General features: G+C 59.8%; 9 protein-coding genes and 2 pseudogenes. 6 read left to right on the forward strand and 5 right to left on the reverse strand.

All coding sequences use genetic code 11. From position 1 onward, the window contains the following. Nucleotides 1-128: 128 nt before the first annotated feature. Nucleotides 129-1,315, reverse strand: a protein-coding gene (locus tag S101446_RS16230) for an IS3 family transposase (RefSeq protein WP_118963845.1) whose coding sequence is annotated in 2 segments (ribosomal slippage) — nucleotides 129-1,057 and nucleotides 1,057-1,315 — 1,188 coding nt in all. Because the reading frame shifts where the segments join, the coding sequence is not laid out codon by codon here. 80 nt (nucleotides 1,316-1,395) lie between these two features. Here S101446_RS16230 and S101446_RS16240 point away from each other — a divergent pair. The 3 genes from S101446_RS16240 to S101446_RS17835 are packed head-to-tail and all read left to right on the forward strand — an operon-like array spanning nucleotide 1,396 to nucleotide 13,566. Next, nucleotides 1,396-3,069 carry a ShlB/FhaC/HecB family hemolysin secretion/activation protein gene (locus tag S101446_RS16240; protein ID WP_244184671.1) on the forward strand — a complete coding sequence of 558 codons (1,674 nt, stop codon included), beginning with the start codon at nucleotides 1,396-1,398 and terminating at the stop codon, nucleotides 3,067-3,069. Beyond that, nucleotides 3,066-12,968, forward strand: coding sequence for a two-partner secretion domain-containing protein (locus tag S101446_RS16245; RefSeq protein ID WP_087608945.1), 9,903 nt, complete (start codon nucleotides 3,066-3,068; stop codon nucleotides 12,966-12,968). The genes S101446_RS16240 and S101446_RS16245 overlap by 4 nt, the downstream gene beginning before the upstream one ends. 25 nt (nucleotides 12,969-12,993) lie before the next feature. Then, nucleotides 12,994-13,566: a hypothetical protein gene (locus S101446_RS17835; protein WP_157684869.1), complete on the forward strand. Its 573-nt coding sequence runs from the start codon at nucleotides 12,994-12,996 to the stop codon at nucleotides 13,564-13,566. 105 nt (nucleotides 13,567-13,671) lie between these two features. On the opposite strand, the pseudogene S101446_RS18655 reads toward S101446_RS17835, so the two are convergent. Beyond that, nucleotides 13,672-13,854 (reverse strand): annotated as a pseudogene (locus tag S101446_RS18655) (transposase); the annotation flags it as partial. Between the two features lie 282 nt (nucleotides 13,855-14,136). Here S101446_RS18655 and S101446_RS16260 point away from each other — a divergent pair. The 3 genes and pseudogenes from S101446_RS16260 to S101446_RS18520 form a co-directional block, all read left to right on the forward strand. Continuing rightward, on the forward strand, nucleotides 14,137-14,622 hold the full coding sequence (locus S101446_RS16260) for an SMI1/KNR4 family protein (RefSeq protein WP_087608946.1): 486 nt from the start codon (nucleotides 14,137-14,139) through the stop codon (nucleotides 14,620-14,622). 321 nt (nucleotides 14,623-14,943) lie between these two features. Beyond that, on the forward strand, nucleotides 14,944-15,567 hold the full coding sequence (locus tag S101446_RS17845) for a hypothetical protein (RefSeq protein ID WP_157684870.1): 624 nt from the start codon (nucleotides 14,944-14,946) through the stop codon (nucleotides 15,565-15,567). Nucleotides 15,568-15,963: 396 nt separating this feature from the next. Then, nucleotides 15,964-16,704: pseudogene (locus S101446_RS18520) on the forward strand (IS3 family transposase); the annotation flags it as partial. Nucleotides 16,705-17,123: 419 nt separating this feature from the next. Here S101446_RS18520 and S101446_RS16270 read toward each other — a convergent pair. The 3 genes from S101446_RS16270 to S101446_RS16275 are packed head-to-tail and all read right to left on the reverse strand — an operon-like array spanning nucleotide 17,124 to nucleotide 19,407. Beyond that, a complete protein-coding gene (locus tag S101446_RS16270; protein WP_087608948.1) occupies nucleotides 17,124-17,513 on the reverse strand; it encodes a holo-ACP synthase in 390 nt (129 codons plus the stop codon). A gap of 18 nt (nucleotides 17,514-17,531) precedes the next feature. Next, entirely contained in the window at nucleotides 17,532-17,843 is a 312-nt protein-coding gene (locus S101446_RS17860; RefSeq protein WP_157684873.1) for a hypothetical protein, read from the reverse strand. Then, a complete protein-coding gene (locus S101446_RS16275; protein WP_087609060.1) occupies nucleotides 17,812-19,407 on the reverse strand; it encodes a patatin-like phospholipase family protein in 1,596 nt (531 codons plus the stop codon). Before S101446_RS16275 ends, S101446_RS17860 begins: the two co-directional genes overlap by 32 nt. Nucleotides 19,408-19,701: the final 294 nt, after the last annotated feature.

Below are 19,701 nucleotides of genomic sequence, written 5' to 3' on the forward strand. Positions count from 1 at the left end.
GTCTGGATCGCGCGGGATGCGCTGGCAGGTTTTCGCCGCCTCGACCGTTCTGGCAATGCCCGGTGCGGTGAGGTGGTCCCGTCCGTTCGGACAGTTTTGCGGGCTTGATAAGCTATACCCGGTTGTTGTTATGCCGCCCTTCTGACGGCGTTGCTGTTGGCCATCTGGTCCGGGGTTAACCCCGGACCAGATGGCGTCGGCACGTCATGATACGCCTCATCGGGCGTTCGTCCAGCCAGCGCCGTATGCGGACGCCTTTCGTTATAATGGGCGATCCATCTGCCAAGCCCGGCCCTCAGCTCTGATCCGGTCTCGAACGCGTACAGGTAGACGCATTCGTATTTCAGCGACCGCCACAGACGCTCGATGAACACGTTGTCCAGCCAGCGACCGCGCCCATCCATGCTGATGCGGATCTGACGCTCTTCCAGTATCCCGCTGAAACGGGGTGTCGTAAATTGCGACCCCTGGTCAGTATTGAAAATGTCCGGGGCGCCATAGCGCATGAGGGCATCCTGTAGCGCCTCGATACAGAACTCCACGTCCATCGTGTTCGACAGACGCCAGGACAGGACCTTGCGCGTGAACCAGTCCATGATCGCCACGAGATAGAGAAATCCCCGTTTCATGGGAATATATGTGATATCGGAACACCAGACCTGGTCAGGCCGATTGATGACCAGATCCCGTAGCAGATATGGATATTTCCGATGCTCCGGATGGGGCACGGTCGTGCGCGGCTTCTGGTAGATCGCCCGCAGGCCCATGATCGCCATGAGCCGCCGGACCCGCTTGCGGCCCACTTCATGTCCCTGGCGGCGCAGATGCCATGTCATCTGCCGTGAGCCATAATACGGCGTTTCCAGGAACTGGGCGTCGATCAGCCGCATCAGCTCCAGATTGGCTTCGCTCTGTGGCACAGGCCGATAGTAGACGCCCGACCGGTTGAGTTGCAGCAGCGTGCATTGCCGGATTATCGGCAGGCATGCTCTCTTCGGGTCAATCATCTGCCGCCTCTGATCACGCCCAACCGAGCAGAGGCATCGCGTAAAAAATCCCGTTCCACGAGAAGTTCGCCTATCTTCGCGTGCAGTTTCTCCACGTCAGCTGGGCTGACCGGGGGCTCAGCCACCGTCTTCCCGGAAAAGGTCGCCGCCATCCCCTCGATCGCCTGCCGTTTCCACTGGGCGATCATCGTCTGATGTACCCCATGTTTCGAAGCCAGTTCCGCCAGCGTCAGTTCCCCACGGATCGCCTCCAGCGCAACCCGTGACTTGAACTCTGCCGCATACCTCTTCCGCGTAACCTTGCCCATAAAACCCGTCCTCGTTCAGGCCAGATGATAGCTTATCGCCCTGTCCGAAAAATGGGGACCACCTCTCGGCGCTGGCCCAGGTGCCTGGCCTGCCCGGCGGCGTGATGCCGGCGGGGCCGGGCTCGTCGCAGGACCAGTTCCAGCGCTTCGAGCAGCATCAGGAGCAGCTTGACGCGCTGCCGCCACCGTCAAACGACATCCAGATCCAGAAGCCGTCCGCCCTGCCACAGGCATCAAAAACCTGTGTTACGGTGCATGACATCACGGTCGAAGGCGCGCAGCACCTGTCGCGCGCTGTGAGCGATGCGATCACCGGTCCCCATGTCGGCACCTGCATGTCGGTGCGCGATCTCAACGGACTGATCAACGCGCTCAATGCCGCCTATATCCGCCAGGGTTTCATCACTTCGCGGGCCTACCTGCCCGAGCAGAAGCTTTCCAGCGGGCACCTGCGGATCGTGGTGATCGAAGGGAAACTGGCGGGTGTCCAGTTACAGGGCCGCCCGGCCCGGCTGGCGACCGTCATGGCCTTCCCCGGGCTGCACGGGAAGATCCTCAACCTGCGGGACCTGGAACAGGGGATCGAGGACATGAACCGGCTGAGCCACTGGGGGGCGCGCATGCGCATCGCCCCCGGCGGCAGGGCAGGGGCGTCCACCGTGGTGGTCACCGCGCCAAAGCGTGGCGTGCTGCACGGCCAGGTCTGGTTCGACAATTACGGCCAGCAGATTACCGGGCAGGAGACGGGCCATGCCATGCTCACGGCGGAAAACCCGCTGGGGCTGCTGGACCTGTGGTCGGTGGAATATGACCACTCGCTTGTCGGCCATGCCGGGCAGCGGGGCACGTCCTACCTGTCGGTCAACGGGTCGATCCCGTTCGGTTACTGGACCGTGTTCGGGTCGTGGTGGCGCTCGCAGGACGACTATCCCCTGCTGGCCCTGACCGATGTCTACCACCTGGGCGGCAGCCGTCGTGACTGGCGCCTTGGCATCTCGCGCGTGCTGCTGCGCAACCGCATCGGCGTGACCACCTTCCAGGCCAGCTACGAGCGCAAGTCGTTCGGCTCGGAGATCAACCATACGGTGATCGACACCGAGACGGCGCGGCAGGCCTTCGTCAACGTGCAGGTCAGTGAATCGCTCAAGGGCTGGGGCGGGGTGTGGTACATCACCGGCGGCCTCAAGGTCGCGGTGGATGGCGCGGGCACGTGGTCGAACTTCACCCGTCCCGGCTGGCAGGACCCGCACTCGTCCTACCTCAAGCCCTCGCTGGATATCGACGGTTACAAATCGCTCACGCGCGGCGTGCTGTGGCACACCACGCTGCACGGCGAATACAGCACGCGCGACCAGTTCCCCACCAATGAACTGCAGGCCGGTGGACCGTATACCGTGCGCGGCTTCCTCGAGCAGGTCCTGCTGGGCAATGACGGCGGCTACATGCGCAACGACTTCTCGTGGCAGCTGCCCACAAAGGGCCTGAAGTGCGGGAAGTTCGCCTTCATCTGCCGCCACGTCATCGAGGGCACCCAGCTTTATGCCGCCCTTGATGTCGGCGTCGTGCGCGCGGGCTTTGCCTCGTCCTCCACGCCGCCCGCGCTGCGGGGTGGCGAGATGGCGGGCGGCGGCCTGGGGCTGCGCAAGACCACGGGGCCGTTCTTCTGGAACGTCTCCCTGACCCATTCCATGTATACCGGCCCGCTTCCCTCGGAAGGGCTGATCCCGCTGTTTCAGGTTGGAGCGAAGATATGATGAAGACGCCCCGCAGGGTTGCCGCACCCGATATCATTCCGGGTCCGTCACGTCTTCAGCGCTGCGTGCATGTCTTTGCCGCCGTCTCCCTGTTCCTGGCCTCGACCGTGTCCGCCGCATCCGCCCAGCAGGCGGAGCCGCAGATCGTGGTCGATCCCCATGCCGGCGGCCCCGAGCCGACGCTGGACAAGACCCAGAACGGCATCGACCAGGTCAATATCGCCACCCCCAACGCGGCGGGCGTGTCGCATAATGACTTCATCCAGTATGGCGTGCCCGAAAGCGGCGTGATCCTGAACAACGCCACCACGGCGACCGAGACGAAGATCGGGGGCGTGGTGTATGGCAACACCAATCTTGACGGCCATGCCGCCAGCCTGATCCTCAACGAGGTGACCGGCAACCTGCCGACACAGATGCTGGGCTATACGGAAGTGGCGGGGCACCAGGCCTCGGTGGTGGTGGCCAACCCCAACGGCATCACCTGTGCGGGATGCGGGTTCATCAACACCGCCCATGTGACCCTTGCCACCGGCACGCCGGAGATGGATGCCAGCGGCAACCTGAAGGATATCGTCGTCCGGGGCGGCAACATCACCTTCGAGGGGAAGGGCGGGGACTTCACCACCGTGCCGGTGCTCGACATCCTGTCGCGCTCGGTGACGCTCAAGGCGCAGGTCAATGCGCAGACGGCCACTATCGTGGCCGGACGCAACCGGGTCGATTACGGCACCAACGCGGCCCATCCGCTGGCGTCCGACGGCACGGCCGCCCCGGAATTCGCGATTGATACGGCGGCCCTTGGCGGCATGTATGCCAACCGGATCTACATGGTGGTCAATGAGGCCGGCGCCGGCGTGCGGGTTGACGGCACCATGGCGGCCAATGCCGGGGACATGACGCTGACCGATGCCGGCGACCTTGTACTCAACGGTTCCATGGCGGCCTCGGGCAACCTGCAGGCGCAGGTGGGCGGGCAGGTCAGCAATGCCGGGACGCTGCAGTCAGGTGGCGGGATGCAGCTGGCGGCAGGCAGCGCCCTGAATAACAGCGGGACCATTGGCGGCGGTACGACCCTGGCTGCCCGGGCGGCTGCGATCGGCAATAGCGGGACGGTGACGGCCGGGGCTGGCGCGCTGTCGCTTGCCGCGACCGGTGCGCTCGATAACAGTGGCGGCATCGGCGCATCCGGTGGCGCCCTGTCCGCCCGGGCAGGGTCGCTCGCCAATACCGGCACAATTGCAGCCCGGACGGGTCTGACGCTCGCCAGCGGCAGCACGCTGTCCAATGCCGGTGGCCAGATATCGAGCACGACCGGGCTGGCCTCGATTGCCGCCGTGGGGGCGCTGGATAATACGGGCGGGAAGATCCTCGACCAGTCGGGTGACATGACGCTGTCGGCGCAGGCCGTCACCAATAATGGTGGGGCGATCCAGGCGGGGGGCAGCCTGACTGCTGCACTGGCCAGCTATACATCCGACACCACGGCTTCGTTGACGGCGCAGCAGGCCCTTGCCGTCACCGCCACGGGGGCGGTCGATAACGAAGGCACGCTGGGTGGCGGCACGGGCGTGACCGTGACGGCGGACCACATCGCCAACGGAGCATCCGCCCTGCTGGTTGCAACCGCAGGCAACCTCACCCTCAACGCGGCGGGGACTGGTGGCCTGGCCAATACGGGGATGATAAAATCCCAGTCGGCATCGGGCAGCCTGACGATCGACGCCGCCACGCTGGCCAACAGTGACAGCATCCTTGCCGCAGGCACGCTTGGCGTGCGCACGGCGGGTACGGTGACCAATACGGGTACGTTATATGGGGCAGGCGGCCTGAGCCTTGCTGCGGGTGGCGCCCTGTCCAACAGGGGCGGGCAGCTTGGCAGTGATACGGGCGTGGTGCAGCTTGCCGCCGCCAGCCTCGACAATACCGGGGGCAAAATCATCGCGACGGATGGTGGCCTGAACATCGATGCCGCCAGTGTCGCCAACAATAACGGCTGGCTGCAGGCAGCCGCCCTCATGTCCATCGTGACGACCACGCTCGACAATACCGGCGGGACAGTGCTGGGCGGGACATCCGTCACCCTTGCCCGCGATGCGACGGGTGCGGCCCTTGACCACCTGACGAACGCATCGGGCCTGGTCGAGGCCAGCAATGACCTCACGATCAGCGCGGTGAGCGTTGACAATACATCTGGTGGCCTGGTCGGGAAAACCGGTTCTGTTGCCATCACCGATAACGGGTCGGGGCAGGGACTGTTCACCAATACGGATGGCGCGGTCCAGGCGGGTGGCGCGCTGACGCTTGCGACCGGCCAGTATGCCAGTGACACATCTGCCGCCCTTCAGGCAGGAACCGCGCTTGACCTGTCGGTCACGGGGGCGGCCGATAACGAAGGGGCGATCACGGCGGGTGACGGGCTAAGCCTTTCGGCGGCCAGCCTGGTCAATGGCACGAAGGGGACCATCGGTGCCCTCGCCGGTGACACGACGATTGCCGTCCACGGGAATGCGGCATCGCCTGCCCTGTCCAACGCTGGCGCCATCGAGGACGCGGATGCCGCCGGTGTCCTGAAGGTCGATGCGACGTCGCTCGCCAACACGGGCACGATCATCTCGCAGGGGAACCAGAACGTCGACGCCGACGGCCTCCTGCTCAATAGCGGTGAGATCGCCTCACTTGCCGGCAGTAGCGCGCTTTCGGCCGCGGGTCTGACCAATAGCGGCCTGATCGCGACTGCGGCAGGGCTTGACGTGTCCACGACGGATGGCCTGCTCAATACCGGCACGCTGTATGGCGCGACCGGACTGACGCTTGGAACCGGGGGGACAACGTCCAATCAGGGCGGGACCATCGGCACGGGGGCTGTGGGCGCGCTGGCCATGACGGCGGCGCAGGTCGCCAATGACAATGGCACGATCCAGGCCGGGACCGGCCTCGCGCTTTCCACCGCAGGTCTCGATAACGAAGCCGGCACGATCCTCGCGGGAGGCGCCATCGGAATCCGCAATGGTGATGCCACGACGCCGCTGACTGCCCTTGATAACCGGGGCGGCGCGGTGCAGGCGGGCGGCAACCTGACCATTGCGGCGGCCAGCCTCGCCAACACTGCCGGCACCCTGGTCAGCGTGGGCGGCAACGTCACGCTCTCCGCAGGGTCTCCTGCCACATTGATGGCGATACTGGACAACTCGTCGGGCGGCATCATCCAGGCGGCCGGGAGTGTCTCGATCGCGGCCGGCACGATCGGCAATGACAATGGCCGCATCCTCGCACTCGATGGCAACATCGCGCTGGATGCCGACAGCGCGCCCGCATCCGCCCTGGCTTTCTCGAACGCCGGTGGCGCGGTCAAGGCGGCCGGGAACCTGTCGCTGGTGACGGGGACCTGGTCCGATGATGCCACGGGCGTCATGAGTGCCGGTCAGGACCTGTCCGTGGCGGCGGCGGGCGACATGGCTGTTGCGGGCACGCTGGTGGGCGGCCAGGGGCTGGGCCTTACGGCCGCTGGCCTGACGACCGCTTCCAGCGGGTTGATGGCGACCGAAAACGGCGTGCTCTCCCTCGTCCTGACCGGAACGGGTAGCGGTGACGGCCTGTCCAATGCCGGGCGGATCGAGGCCGAAGGCCGTGGCGCCACCCTTGACGTCACGACGCAGGCGGCCCTGGCCAATGGCGGCACGCTCGTCTCGCAGGGCGATGTCACCCTTGCGGCGCAGGGCGTGACCAATAGCGGCGAGATCGGTGCGCTGGCTGGCCTGGTGGACCTCAACGCGGCCTCCCTTGCCAATACCGGGACGCTGGTGGCGTCCGACCAGATGAACGCGACCCTGTCCGGCTCCGTGTCGAATTCCGGCCTGGTCTACGGCACGCAGGGCGTGACCCTGAAGAGTGGCGGCGCGATCGACGATACCGATGGACGGATCGGGGGCAATGGCGCGGTCGCCCTTTCGGGGGCCAGCCTGACCAACACATCCGGCGCGGTCATCTCGGGTGCGGGCGCCGTGAGCGTCACCACGACCGGCGCAGTGGGCAATGAAGGCGGTGCGATCCAGGGCGCGGGCAATGTCGCGCTGGCGGCGGCGGCGCTCGATAACACCAGCGCCGGCCGGATCGTCAGCACCGGCGGCACGCTGGATGTCCGCAATGCAGGCGGCGGCGCGATGGCGCAGCTTGCCAATGACGGTGGCGCGCTGCAGGCGGGCCAGGATATCACGCTGGTTGCCGACAGCCTGACCAACGGGTCGGGCGGCCTGGTCAACGCGGCCGATGGCAGCCTGCTGCTCTCCGCCGGCGGCACGCAGGCGGCCGCCAGCATCAATAACGCGGGCGGCACGCTGCAGTCATGGGGCAACCTGACCCTGGTGGCGAACGGGCTGGACAATGACGGCGGCAGCGTGATCGAACGCTCCGGCCAGAATACCCTGTCGCTTGCAAATGCTGGCGGCAGCGCGATGACCGGGTTCAGCGATACGGACGGCGTGGTGCAGGCGGCGGGCAATCTATCGCTTGATACGACCTCGCTCGGTGGTGCTGCGCAGCTGGTCGCAGGGAACACGCTGGCCGTGACGCTCACGGGGGACCTCGACAGTGGCATGCTGTTCCAGTCCGGGGGCGACACGCTGCTGCGGGTCGGGGGCGACTACACGGCCGAGGCCGGTGGCGGCGTGCTGGCCGGGGGCAACGTCACCATCACGGCGGCATCGGTCACCAATAACGGCGCCCTGATGGCCGAAGGCGGCGTCCTGGACGTCTCCTCGGGCGGGGCGATCACCAATACCGGCCTCATTGATGGTGTGGCCGGTGTGGCCCTGGACCTGCCCGGCACCCTGACCAACCAGCTTGGGGCCATCCTTTCGGATAACGGGTCGATCGGGATCGGCAATGGCGCCAGCGGGGCGGCCACCGCCGTGTTCAACCGCTCCGGCGAGATCGTGGCTGACAGCGCCAGCGGGGATGTCCTGATCAACGCTGGCACGGTCACCAATGATGTCCTGGGCGGGGTGACGGTCGTCGCCAATGCCGTCCTGTGGAGCCATAGTTACGCGGGCGGCAGCAATGTCGATATTCCCGTGCCGGCAGGCCTGCTGGATACCGTGACCGGCGCACAGGGCACGGGCCAGCTTGTCGGTCATTCCCAGGGCGGCACGATCTATGTGCAGGAAGATGGTGGTCGTGCCACGCTCAACAACGCCGCCTCCCTGATCTCGGCCGGGCGTGATGTGGATATTACAACCACAGGTGGCATCATCAACGATGCCAGCCATATCGCGGCGGGGCGCGACATCAATCTCAGCGGGGGCAGCCTCGACAATATCGGCTACGCCGTCCAGCATGCTTTCTATGTAACCTGCAAGGCCTTCTACGGCTGTAGCTGGACCAGTCAGTCCGACCCGGCCTTCAAGGGCGGGTCGACGTCGGCCGTAAGGCACAAGAAGAAGTTTGGCCTCATTACGGTCGGCCATTACTGGACGGCCGCTCCGCAGCCCAAGGAAAAATGGGGTTCGAGCGAGACCTATTACGGCCCGACCGGCACCATCGTTGCAAAAGACAATATCACGGGCACCTTCACGGGCACGATCAACAACCAGACGGAAATCGCCAACGCGAGTTCCAGTGAATATACCAGCTATACCGGCGAGACGCCGGGCGGCCTGTCTCCGGTGGCTGCCGCTTCGTCTGCGTCCGGGGTTGCGGCTGACGCCGCGCTGAACGGCGGGGCGACGGCGGCCCTGGCGGATGTCAGCACCGGGGTCGCGGGGGCGGCCGGCACGCGGAGCAGTGCGGCGGCGCCCGCCACCACGGGCGGCACCCTGGCCTATCAGGGGGTCGAGACCGCGCAGGTGAAGGCGTCGGCGACGGCCCAGGAAGCCGCGATGACGCTGCCGGGATTTGCCACCAGCAGCGACCCGACCATCCCGACGGTGATCTCGGCCATTCCGGGCGGCAGCGCGCTGTTCATCGCCGATCCGGACCCCAGCGCGCATTACCTGATCGAGACCAACCCGAAATACGCGACCTTCAGCGGCTTCTATGGCTCGCAATACCTGGTCAACCGGCTGGGCGACAACACGGCGGATTACGAGTTCCTGGGGGATTCGTATTTCGATACGGAGTTCATCCAGCAGCAGATCGTGGCGTCGACGGGCCAGACCTTCCTTGGCAGCAGCTACGAGACGGCCAACGAGCAGATGGAACTGCTGCTCAACAACGCGGTCTCGGAATCCAATGCGCTTGACCTGACCTTTGGCGCAGCGCTGACGGCCAGCCAGCAGGCGGCGCTGACGCAGAACATTGTCTGGTATGTGCCCGAGACGGTGGACGGGCGCAGTGTGCTGGCGCCGAAGCTGTATCTGGCCCCAGGCCAGGCGACGCTTACGGACGGGGCGGAGATCTCGGCGACCAACGTGTCGCTGACCGGCTCGAGCATCAACAATACCGGCACGATCAACGCCAGCAACGCGCTGTCGCTGACCGCGACCAGCGGGGATATCGTCAATGCCGGCGGGACGCTGTCGGGCGGCAGCGTGGCGCTGGCGGCGCTGAACGGCTCGGTCGTCAACGAGGACCAGCTCAATACCTTCATGGTCGATGGCGGGAAGGCGCAGTCACTGGGCGCGCAGGGCACCATCACCTCGGGGGGCGATGCGCAGATCCATGCGGCGAAGGACATCACGTTTGATGGCGGGTCGCTCAGCGCGCTGGGCGATACCACGCTTGTGGCAGGGCAGGGGATCACGCTGGGTTCGGTTGCGGCGAGCGCGTCGCAGGACATCGAGCAGCATGATTACAGCCACCGCGCGGCCGAGACGGAGAATTTTGGGGCGTCGGTCAGCACGGGCGGGAACCTGACGGCGGCCGCCCTCGGCGGCGACCTCACCCTGGCGGGCGCCACGGTCGCGGCCGGGAAGTCGGCCACGCTGATGGCGACGGGCAACGTGAACCTCAACGCGGTCACCGACAGCCAGTCCTCCTATACCCGCACCGTCGAGCACGGCTTCCTGAACAGGACCACCACGACCTCGAGCGAGAGTTCCACCGACCAGGTCGGCAGCACGGTGGCGGCCAATGGCAATGTCACCATGGTCTCGGGCGGGGATATGTCCGTGGCGGGCACGGTTGCAGGCGGCGGCAATGTCACGCTCCAGGCAGGTGGAACGTTCACCGAAAACGCCCTGAAGGATACGGCCAACGCCTTCTATGAACAGAAATCGTCCGGGCTGTTCCTTGGCACCAGCGGGGCTTCGGCCAAGATCGGCTTTGGCAAGACGACCGATACCGACACCTATTCCCAGACCAGCTGGACCCCCAGCGAGATCGCATCGACCGGCGGCAACCTGAGCATCACGGCGAACGGGCCGGTCACGATCAACGGATCCGACCTCGGGGCGGCGAAGGATGCGACGGTCACGGGATCGTCCGTGTCATTCAATGCGCTTGAGGATGTCGCCACCCAGACCCAGACGCACAAGTCGCTGTTCATCGGCGATACCACGGGGCTTAACCCGAACTCGGTGGTGGGACAGATGGTGGATATCGCCCTGTCCGCCTCCCAGGCGAGTGGCAAGGATAGCGGGCGTCTCGCCGGACTGGACGGTGCAGCGGCGGCGGGCATGGGCGCCCAGGTCGGTCTGGAGGCGTCAAGACAGGTCAAGTCCGTTTCCAGCCTGTTCGAGAAAGGCGATACTCCCGAGGGCAATATCGACCTGATTGCGGTGCAGTCGAATATCGGCTTTGACCTCGAGAAGTCGAGCACGACGCTGACGACGGGCACGGTGCAGGGTTCGACGGCGGCGGCTGGCAACACGCTGGCCGTGACCGCGACAGGCGGCGTGCCGACCGACAGCCAGTCGGGCAATATCGTGGCGACGGCGTCCCAGCTTTCGGGCCAGGACGTGACCCTGACCGCGCCGGGGCAGGTGACGCTGCAGGCGGGATATGACACCACGCACGAGGTCGCCAGCTCGAAATCGATCGAGGCCAGCGTGGGGGCCTCGGCCAGCATCGGCACGAAAGGGGCCGGTGTCAGCATCGAGGGCGAGTTCGGCGCCTCGAAGACCAACACCAATGCCGCGTCCAGCACGGCGGTGGACAGCACGGTCAGCGGCACGGACAACGTCACCATCGCCAACGCGACCGGCACGACGACCCTGAACGGGGCGGAGATCAGCGGCGGGTCGATTGATGTCGCGACGAAAGACCTGACCATCACTACGGCGCAGGACACGTCGGGCTACAATTCGAAGACCACGGGCATCGACGCCAGCTTCTCGGTGCCGGTCTGGGGCGCGGGTGACATCGGGGGAAGCGCGAGTTTCAGTCACACGACCGTCAAGGACAGCTATGCCTCGACCGAGGCGACGCAGTCCGGGCTGTATGCGGGCAGTGGCGGTCTTGATGTCACGGCGAGCGGGACGACGACCCTGAACGGGGGCGTGATCGAGAGTACGGCGGCGGCCGCGCTCAACCAGCTGTCCACGGGGACGCTGGTGGCCAATGACATCGCCAACCATGCCGACGCCACGGCGAAGACGATGGGCTACCAGGCCAACGTCATGAATCCCGAAGGGGCTACGGGCGGTGGCACGGGCGGGACGATGACGGCGATCGGCGCGGGCATGGCGGCCAATGCCGGTGGCCTGCTGGGGGCCGCGACCCATCAGGACGCCAGTTCGGTCACGCAGTCGGCGATCGGGTCGAACGTGCAGATCGCAGCCGGCAGCACCAATGGCGACCTCTCCCGCTCGCCCTCCACGTCCAGCCATCCGCTGACCAACACCTTTGATGCCCAGCAGATGCAGAACGACCTGCAGATCCAGCAGGTCGGATCGCAGGTCGTGGGACAGGTCGGGGGAATGGTTTCGGATAGCCTCGCGGCTTCAGGTCTGAATGCCTTCAAGGAAGGCGGATACGGCCGTGTGCTTCTGGAGACAGCTGGAAACGCCGGTGTCGCCGCGCTGGGCCACGGCAGCATTGGCGGATCGGCTCTTGCCACGTCGGCGGCCGGGTTTGGAAACCTTGTCACCCTGCCAGCTGCTGCTGGTATCGCAGAAGCCATTGCGCCGAACGATCGTGACGCCCAATATGCCATAGCCAATACGATCGAAACGGCGGCCAGCGCAGGACTGGGGGCGGCCGGCGGAGCCGTGGCAGGAAACTCTTCTGTCGATGCGATTAGCGGTGCCGGGGCTGCCTCAAATGTTGCCCAGTATAATGCCAGTGCAGACATGGCGATGGAGTACGAAAAGGGACTTGCAGTTTTAGCTGGCGTTAGCGAGGTGCTTGGTCCTGTTCTTGTCCCGGCTCTTTCCTCTGTGGCGGTTGCAGCAGCTCCCGTTGTTGGTGGTATAATCGTTGGATCCGGCATATATTATGGCGGGAAAGAATTGTATGAATACCTCGCAACCACAAGAGGCGACACGTCTATTGATGTGGCGTCCGTGGCAATGTCGGGTTCCGATACGAAAGAAACATCAGAAGGACAAGATTCTAACAATAACGAAAAAGAACGTAAACAAAATGATGGATCTGGAAGTGTCGCTGTCGCAGGTGCGCCGGATCCAAACGAGAACCCGCCAAATAATAACAATAAGTCCACAACTCGCAATGACTCGAATCAACAAAAGGTATCTACAGAGTACGACACCTCAATTACAAGTCGGGGTAGTAAATACCCAAACGTAAAAACTAATATAACGGCAACAGAATTCCGTAATAATCTTATAAACAACGGATACAAAGTGACAAAGAGCGGGGAGTCTACAAATGGAAAATGGGTCAGTTTATCAAAAGGAAAATCGTCCTATACGATTTATATTAGAAGCAGCACTAAGGAATTTGGGGCGCAATTTTTTGGCGAGAACGGTAGTCGAGTAAAGTTTTCATTGTCTGGACCCTAATTTATGATGTGGAATAACATAACAAATGAATAATAAATTAGAAAATACACTACTAAGACATATTAAAAACTCCATACGTAATGGGGTTTATTTTCCAAACATGGTATTTGTTGATGTTTGGGATATTTATTATCTATTCCCGTCCGATTATTTAACAGGAAATGAGGCCGCAGATATAATATGGTCACTTATGAAGTGTAACGGAGAGAGCTTACTTTGTTTTGTAGACGTTACGACAATATATGAGTTAAAAAATGATAGTATATCGTACATAAATATAGATAATGATCTATATAAAGATTATCAAAATATGTGGGAAAAAGACAGGGATGATAGTATTCCGTGGTTGTGTAACGTAGATACATACTCTGCATCGTCGACATCTGGAAAATGGTTTCTATATAGTGAGAGAGATAATGAAATATCGATGATTGCCTTGAAAGGGCCGGATAGTATAGAATGTTTCAAAGCATGCAGAAATTTGGTTCATGCAATACTTCCTGAGGATTTAGAAAAAAAAGAACTTGTTCCCGGTCCATTTGACAGGCTAGATCCGAAATGGATTGAAAGTTTCCAGAAGTTTTACAATAAATCATAGCACTACTTTGGCAGAATGCGTTTTGGGGTCTGGAGTAGAAGGTTTCCACAGAGCAGCCTCCAGTGGTGTGCGAGACTGTGTACAATCTTGTGCGGTGCCATTTTTTCAGGCCATTGGGAAGCGAGCATCGAACATGATTGCGAGCTGGCATCTGACAGCGTACCATTCGCGTACTGAACGCTTCCACTGTGTGCGGGTAGCATTGAGCGCCAGGTAAAACAATTTTGCTGCGGCCTCGTCACTCGGGAAGTGGCGACGGGTGCGCACGGCGCGACGGATCTTTGCTGAATAGCCCCTAGTTTTCTAGGGCCTGTTTGGAATTATCGTGAATTGATGACTGTGGCGACGAGATGGATCATGGCTGCGAATGACCTGTCTGTCTTGTCGCTGTGCATGGCGATACGCTTAAACTCCTTGAGCTTGCAAAAGAAGCTCTCGATGAGATGACGCGCTTTGACCAGGCTCCCATCGAACGGGCGTCTTTCGAGGCGATTGCTGCGCTGGGGAATGACCACGCAGGCACCACTCTGGTGGAGCTTCTGTAATAAAGAATAGGTTGAGGAGTGAAAAATGATCAGTTTCGGCGATAAAGAACGGGAAATATCAGATGGGGATATTGTATATTGGGAGGAGAAATTAGGATTCTTATTTCCAGACGCATATAAAAATTTTATAAAAAAATACAATGGATCCAGTATTCCTAACAATTATATTGAAATACCACCAAATCAAGGGGCATATCTTTCAAAGATAATTCCTTTAGAAGAGGTGCATGAATATATAAAATCTCTAAATGATAATAATATAACTCAAAATTATTTTCCGTTTGCCTTAGATGATAGTGGGAACTATTTCCTTATGGAGAAGTGTAGTGGCTCGGTATATTTTTATGATCACGAATATACAGGAATGTGTGCAATAACTGAGATTGCTAAAAATCTGGACGGTTTTTTAAAGATTATACAACCGGTATCTCTGGACAATATTCCTATGCCTAAAGGAAATATTATTTATATGAATGAAGATATTTTAAATAAGTTCAGAAAAAAATCTTAATGTTAATTTAGAATATCCGTTTTACTGAGAACTGATAGGCGGTCCGTGGCGAACCGACGTTGATGGCAGGTCGCTCAGCGCGCTGGACGACACCACGCTTGTGGCAGGGCATGGGATCACGCTGGGTTCGGTTGCAGCGAGCGCGTCGCAGGACATCGAGCAGCATGATTACAGCCACGGTAAGCGGCCTCAAACGGCCGCTTACCGTGCAGTTCGAACAACAGCAGGTTTTGAATGCTCAAGGCGTCCAGAAATCTGGGGACTATTCACATTCCGTGCGGGGGCCGTCCACAACATCACCTCTATTGTCAGGTATAAGTTATGAAGAAAATATATTTGTTAAGTTTTTTGGCTCTTACTGCATGTGGCGGCCCACGTTTGCCAAAGCAATTCGATGTGAATGAAGTCGCCTGGTCAAAAATCCCTTCATCGTCAAAACTGATTGTACGCGGCTATACAATTAACAGATATGGTAAGGAAAAACGCTGTGATAGTGGGGGGGCAACCTATGCCACCCTATACCCGCAAAGCAGCTATTTTGATCAGTGGTGGAAAATCGAGACGTCTGGATGGCATTTTACGGATACACCCTCAAAGCTGGCACAGTCTTATATGAAGAAGGCTCCCTTGCAGCGTTTCTGTCAGTTTGAATTTGATAATGTTGCTCCAGGAAAATGGTATCTGGAAATGAACATGGGATACTATTCTTTCAGTATGTATGAGACTTATGGATCTCGTGAAGAAAAGACATTCAAACCCAGATATGGAGACTTAAACGATCACTATGTGCATGTCCCAATTATTATAGACACAACAGATGAAATTAAAAAAACAATGATTGTTTATTATCCTCATAAAAAGGGCAGTCCGGTCGAGCAGCTTGAATGGGTTGAGCCTCACAAAGACAAGAAAAAGGACACCAATGGTATGTTCGAGGGGAATTAAAGAGATGATCGTTGATTTTCACTGAGAACTGATGATGTGGGCGGTTCCCTGTGGTCCTGTGAGGATGCTGAGGAGTGGGACTGTCAGGAATTTCGTGTTTGGGCGTTTGATGCGAAAGAAGGAGCAGCTCTACCGGAAGTGTCCTCTTTGTAGTGTATGGACCATTTCTTTGATAGGCAGGTTTGACGTAGAAAGCCGTCGCGCATCGCTACCTCTGATAATGAGATTTGGATCACAATACCAGACTTCTGTGCTCTTTCGTCCCCAGGCTAAATTGTGTGATTGTCACGATCGTTGGCATGGGATAGGGAAAAGTGGGTATCTCTGTTACAAAGGTGGCTCTCTTTTTTTTGGATAGGGCGATACGCTATGATTTGACCTGAGAAGGGTGGGTTTATGGGCAAGGTTACGCGGAGAGGGTATTCGGCGAGTTCAGGTCGCGGGTCGCGCTGGAGATGATCCGGAGTGACCAGACGCTGGCGGAACTGGCGTCGAAGCATGGCGTGTATCATACGATGATCGTCCGATGACGGCGCCAGGCGATTGGGGGCATGGCAAGCCTCTTTTCTGGCAAGGCAGCACCGGAAGCTACATCCAGTCCGGCCTACGTGGAGAAGCTGCATGTGAAGACGGGCCGATTGCTGGTGGAACGTGATTTTTTGCGCGATGCCTCTGTTCGGTTGGGCGTGATGAGACGCGGCAAAAGATCGACCTGAAACGGCCTCGGCTTTCGGGCGTGCGGCAATACATGTTGCTGCAACTTCGCCGATCGGGCGTCTACTACCGGCTGGTGCCAGAGAGCGCGGCCAATTTGGAACCTATGCGGCTGATCGACGCGCAGTTCCTGGAGACACCGTGTTACGGGGCCCGTCAGTGAACCGGCATCTTCGTCATCTCGGCCGCAAGCGGGTTCGCCGGTTCACGGTAAGAATGGGCCTGCCGGCGGCCTATCAGAAACCGCGCACGACTGCGCCACATCCAGAGCATCGGGAATATCTGTGTGTACTGCGGGATCTGATGATCGACCAGATTAACCAAGTGTGGTGTTTCGATATCACTTATATCCCGATGCACAAGGGCGTTTTCTATCTGTTGGCGATCAAGGACGGGCTCGCGCGCAAGGCGCGGTCCTGGCGTCCGGCATTGAGCATATGCGGAGACCACTGAAACAAGAATGCATTTATGTACATCCGGTCGAGACCGGATCGGACTTTGTGGACGAGGACGGCAAAAACGGATTGGCTATTATCATGGGCATCGTCCCCATATGGTGCCGACGGACGTCCGCCTCAGAAGTTTCGCCACGCTCGATGAAGTGGAAGACGATTGACACCCTGCGGCAGTTGAAGAAGGCATCGCCGCTGCTACCTTCGGCTACGACCGCAGCCATAATTTTTCGTAGGGTTTGACGGTGTCGACGAGGAGTTGCTCACGACCATCTGGGGAACGTGCATGCACGTGTCATAGTGCTATCATTTGTGGTTTTGCGATATGGGGAAAAACTTCGCGGCGTCGGGCAGCTCAGAGGAGACTGATCGGATGTCGGGGATCCTAACTTATGTTGCGGTGCCGCCGATTGCGAGCGCCACCGCTGCCGCGCTTTGAGTGCTATGGGTCACGCTGACCAGCCATTCGGAAATGCCGAGCGCCGTTGCAGCGGCGCGCGCGCCCCCGCTCACGTCGACACGGGGGGCGGAGACCCCGTCGGACAGAAGTTCGATGTCGGTCCAAGCGATGCCGTCCTGTAAACCGCCGACTGTTTTGAGGACCGCTTCCTTTATCGCAAACCGGGCGGCGAGGTGGGCTAGCCGCGCTGCGTCAGTACCCTCGAAAGCTCGTTCGCGTAATGTAAACACTCGGTCGAGGACGTCGGGATCGAACGCACCATAGAGAAGCTGGAAGCGGTCAAGATCGACCAGATCAAGGCCAATCGCGATTGTGTTCATGCGCTTGGAGCCGCGAGTTCAGCGAGCAGCACTGCGCTTGAGGTCGGGATCCTTAATGGAATTAAGCATCTCTCGTCGATCGTCAGCGATTTTTTTTGCCTCGAGAAGAACGCCCGACATTGCATCGCGATGTTTGGCAACAGCGAGTGAACTGGCTTGCTTTGCCTCACCTGCCGTTTTTGGAGCAGGTGTTCCTGCATCTTTTATCCGTTTCCAACCTCTTCGCCTGCTGCCGCCCTTTGAGGTATCGGACACAGCACTAGCCGCGACCAAAAATTGATCAGGCGTGGTCGATCGCTTAAAGGTGGTGCTTTTCCATGCCATCATCATCTTCCAGTTCGAACAGTTCCTCTATTATCAGACTAAAGAACTCATTTACAGCATTTTCAATCTCGGTCACCGCAACCTCAAGCCTTTCGTCTGGCTTGAGTTTCGCATCCCCGCCCATATAAACGACGAAACGTGGGCGGCCGTTGCCATCTGATATAGGGATGCATAACTGCCAGAACAATTTCGGCCACTGAAGTTTGCGCCGAAACCGATTTGCATCACCAGGCAGGTTCAGTTTATTGGGGAAGGGTGCAAGCTCAAAACGCGATTCCTGAGTTCGCCATGCTTCACCGAGAATTGAGCCCTCGATCGGTATCAGCATTCCTTCGTCTGCATGGGTTTCGTAGCCAGTGGAGAACCGTAGACGCAGCGAATGGTGGTAATCCCGGTCGGGCACTGCGATCGCAACACGGACGTGCTTCGCATTGATCGAGAGCGCTGACTCGATAACGTCTTCGGCCAGACCCCGCGTGACTTCACAGGCGTTACGATAAAGCTCCGGGCGACGGAAAAGGCGCTTGTCGAGCCTGACGCTGGCAGCAGCTTCCCCGTCACGCACCTCCTGCCTCGCCTGATCGACAGTAAGATCAAATTGTAGCAGGTTAAGACTGCTCTCGAGTATGAGTTGCTCGGCCTGTCCTGAGACACGAAGGTTGAGTTCGGCGGATCCAAAAAGGGCCGTCCGAATGGCGGACGGAATCCAGTTGAAGCGGCGGACGACCGGCGCGTTCGAGGTGTCGGCAATCTCGACCGCGATTGTCAGAGCCTGTGGATCGAGTTCACGTTCCTCGTCGAAGGGCCAGGCTGGTAGATTGGACACAATGCCCCCATCAACAAATGTCGATTGTCCAATCCGCCAGGGCTCGAAAATGATCGGCAGGCAAATGGAAGCTGCGACTGCGTCTGCGACCGCTACATCCGGCGTCCGATGGGGCGAAAATAACTGCAAGCTGCGCCTGCTGAGATTGGCGCTGACAATCTTCAGGGTTGGGCGACCGTCACGTCCGAAATCGGCCATAGTAACGATACGATCCGGTTCGGCCGGATAAAGTTTACGCTGGAGCAGCGTGCCCAGAACCGTTCGAAAGCGCTGAACGTCCGCCAGCCCACCAATGAAGACGCGCGCGGCAAGAAATCCGAGCGCTGCCAACCCGACTATCGCAAGTGCTGCCGAGGCGATCACGGGTGCCGAACGGGTTGCACCAGCTAGGATCAGCGCGGGTGGAATAGCAATCGTCAGCACGAGCGCTAACGTTTTTACGACCCAGCTGTGGGCTGACGCCCATCGGAAAAGTAGTACGCGCGCCCAACCGGTGCGTCCGAAGATATCGGTCGCGCGGTTGAAGTCGGGATCAATCTCGTTGAGCTGGTCGATCAGTGTCGGGCCGCCATCCGGGTCGAGCAGATCGCGGGAAGAGAAGCCCGCTGCCTTGAGCGCGGCCACGATCGCCCCGGCTGAGGTTCCTGCGAGGCCACAGAATACCACGCCACGATCTTCCAGTGCGCGCAGTGCGCCGACATGAATCAGTCCCTTGGCACCGCCGCCGGCAAGGGCAACGAACACGCGCTGCGGACCGGCGAAGAGAGGTGGCCTAGCCAATTATGTTGGTCCTGTGCCGTGAGGCTTTACCCGTATTAATGAGAGGCACGTCTAATCTGCAACGGTTCAAAAATGTCATGTCCTCGACGTTAAAAAATCGCGACAACCTGGCTTGAGTATATCATATCCAGCTACGAATTTGGTCGTGGATCGCGTAGCGATCGAGAGTCTTCTGATTCTAATCGATATTCACGTGTAGACCGCCAATAACTTTCCCCCCTTTCCTACCATAAAGTAATCAAGATGCCGGTCAAAAAC

Source organism: Komagataeibacter europaeus (assembly GCF_002173515.1).
In the GTDB taxonomy this organism is placed as follows: Bacteria; Pseudomonadota; Alphaproteobacteria; order Acetobacterales; family Acetobacteraceae; genus Komagataeibacter; species Komagataeibacter europaeus.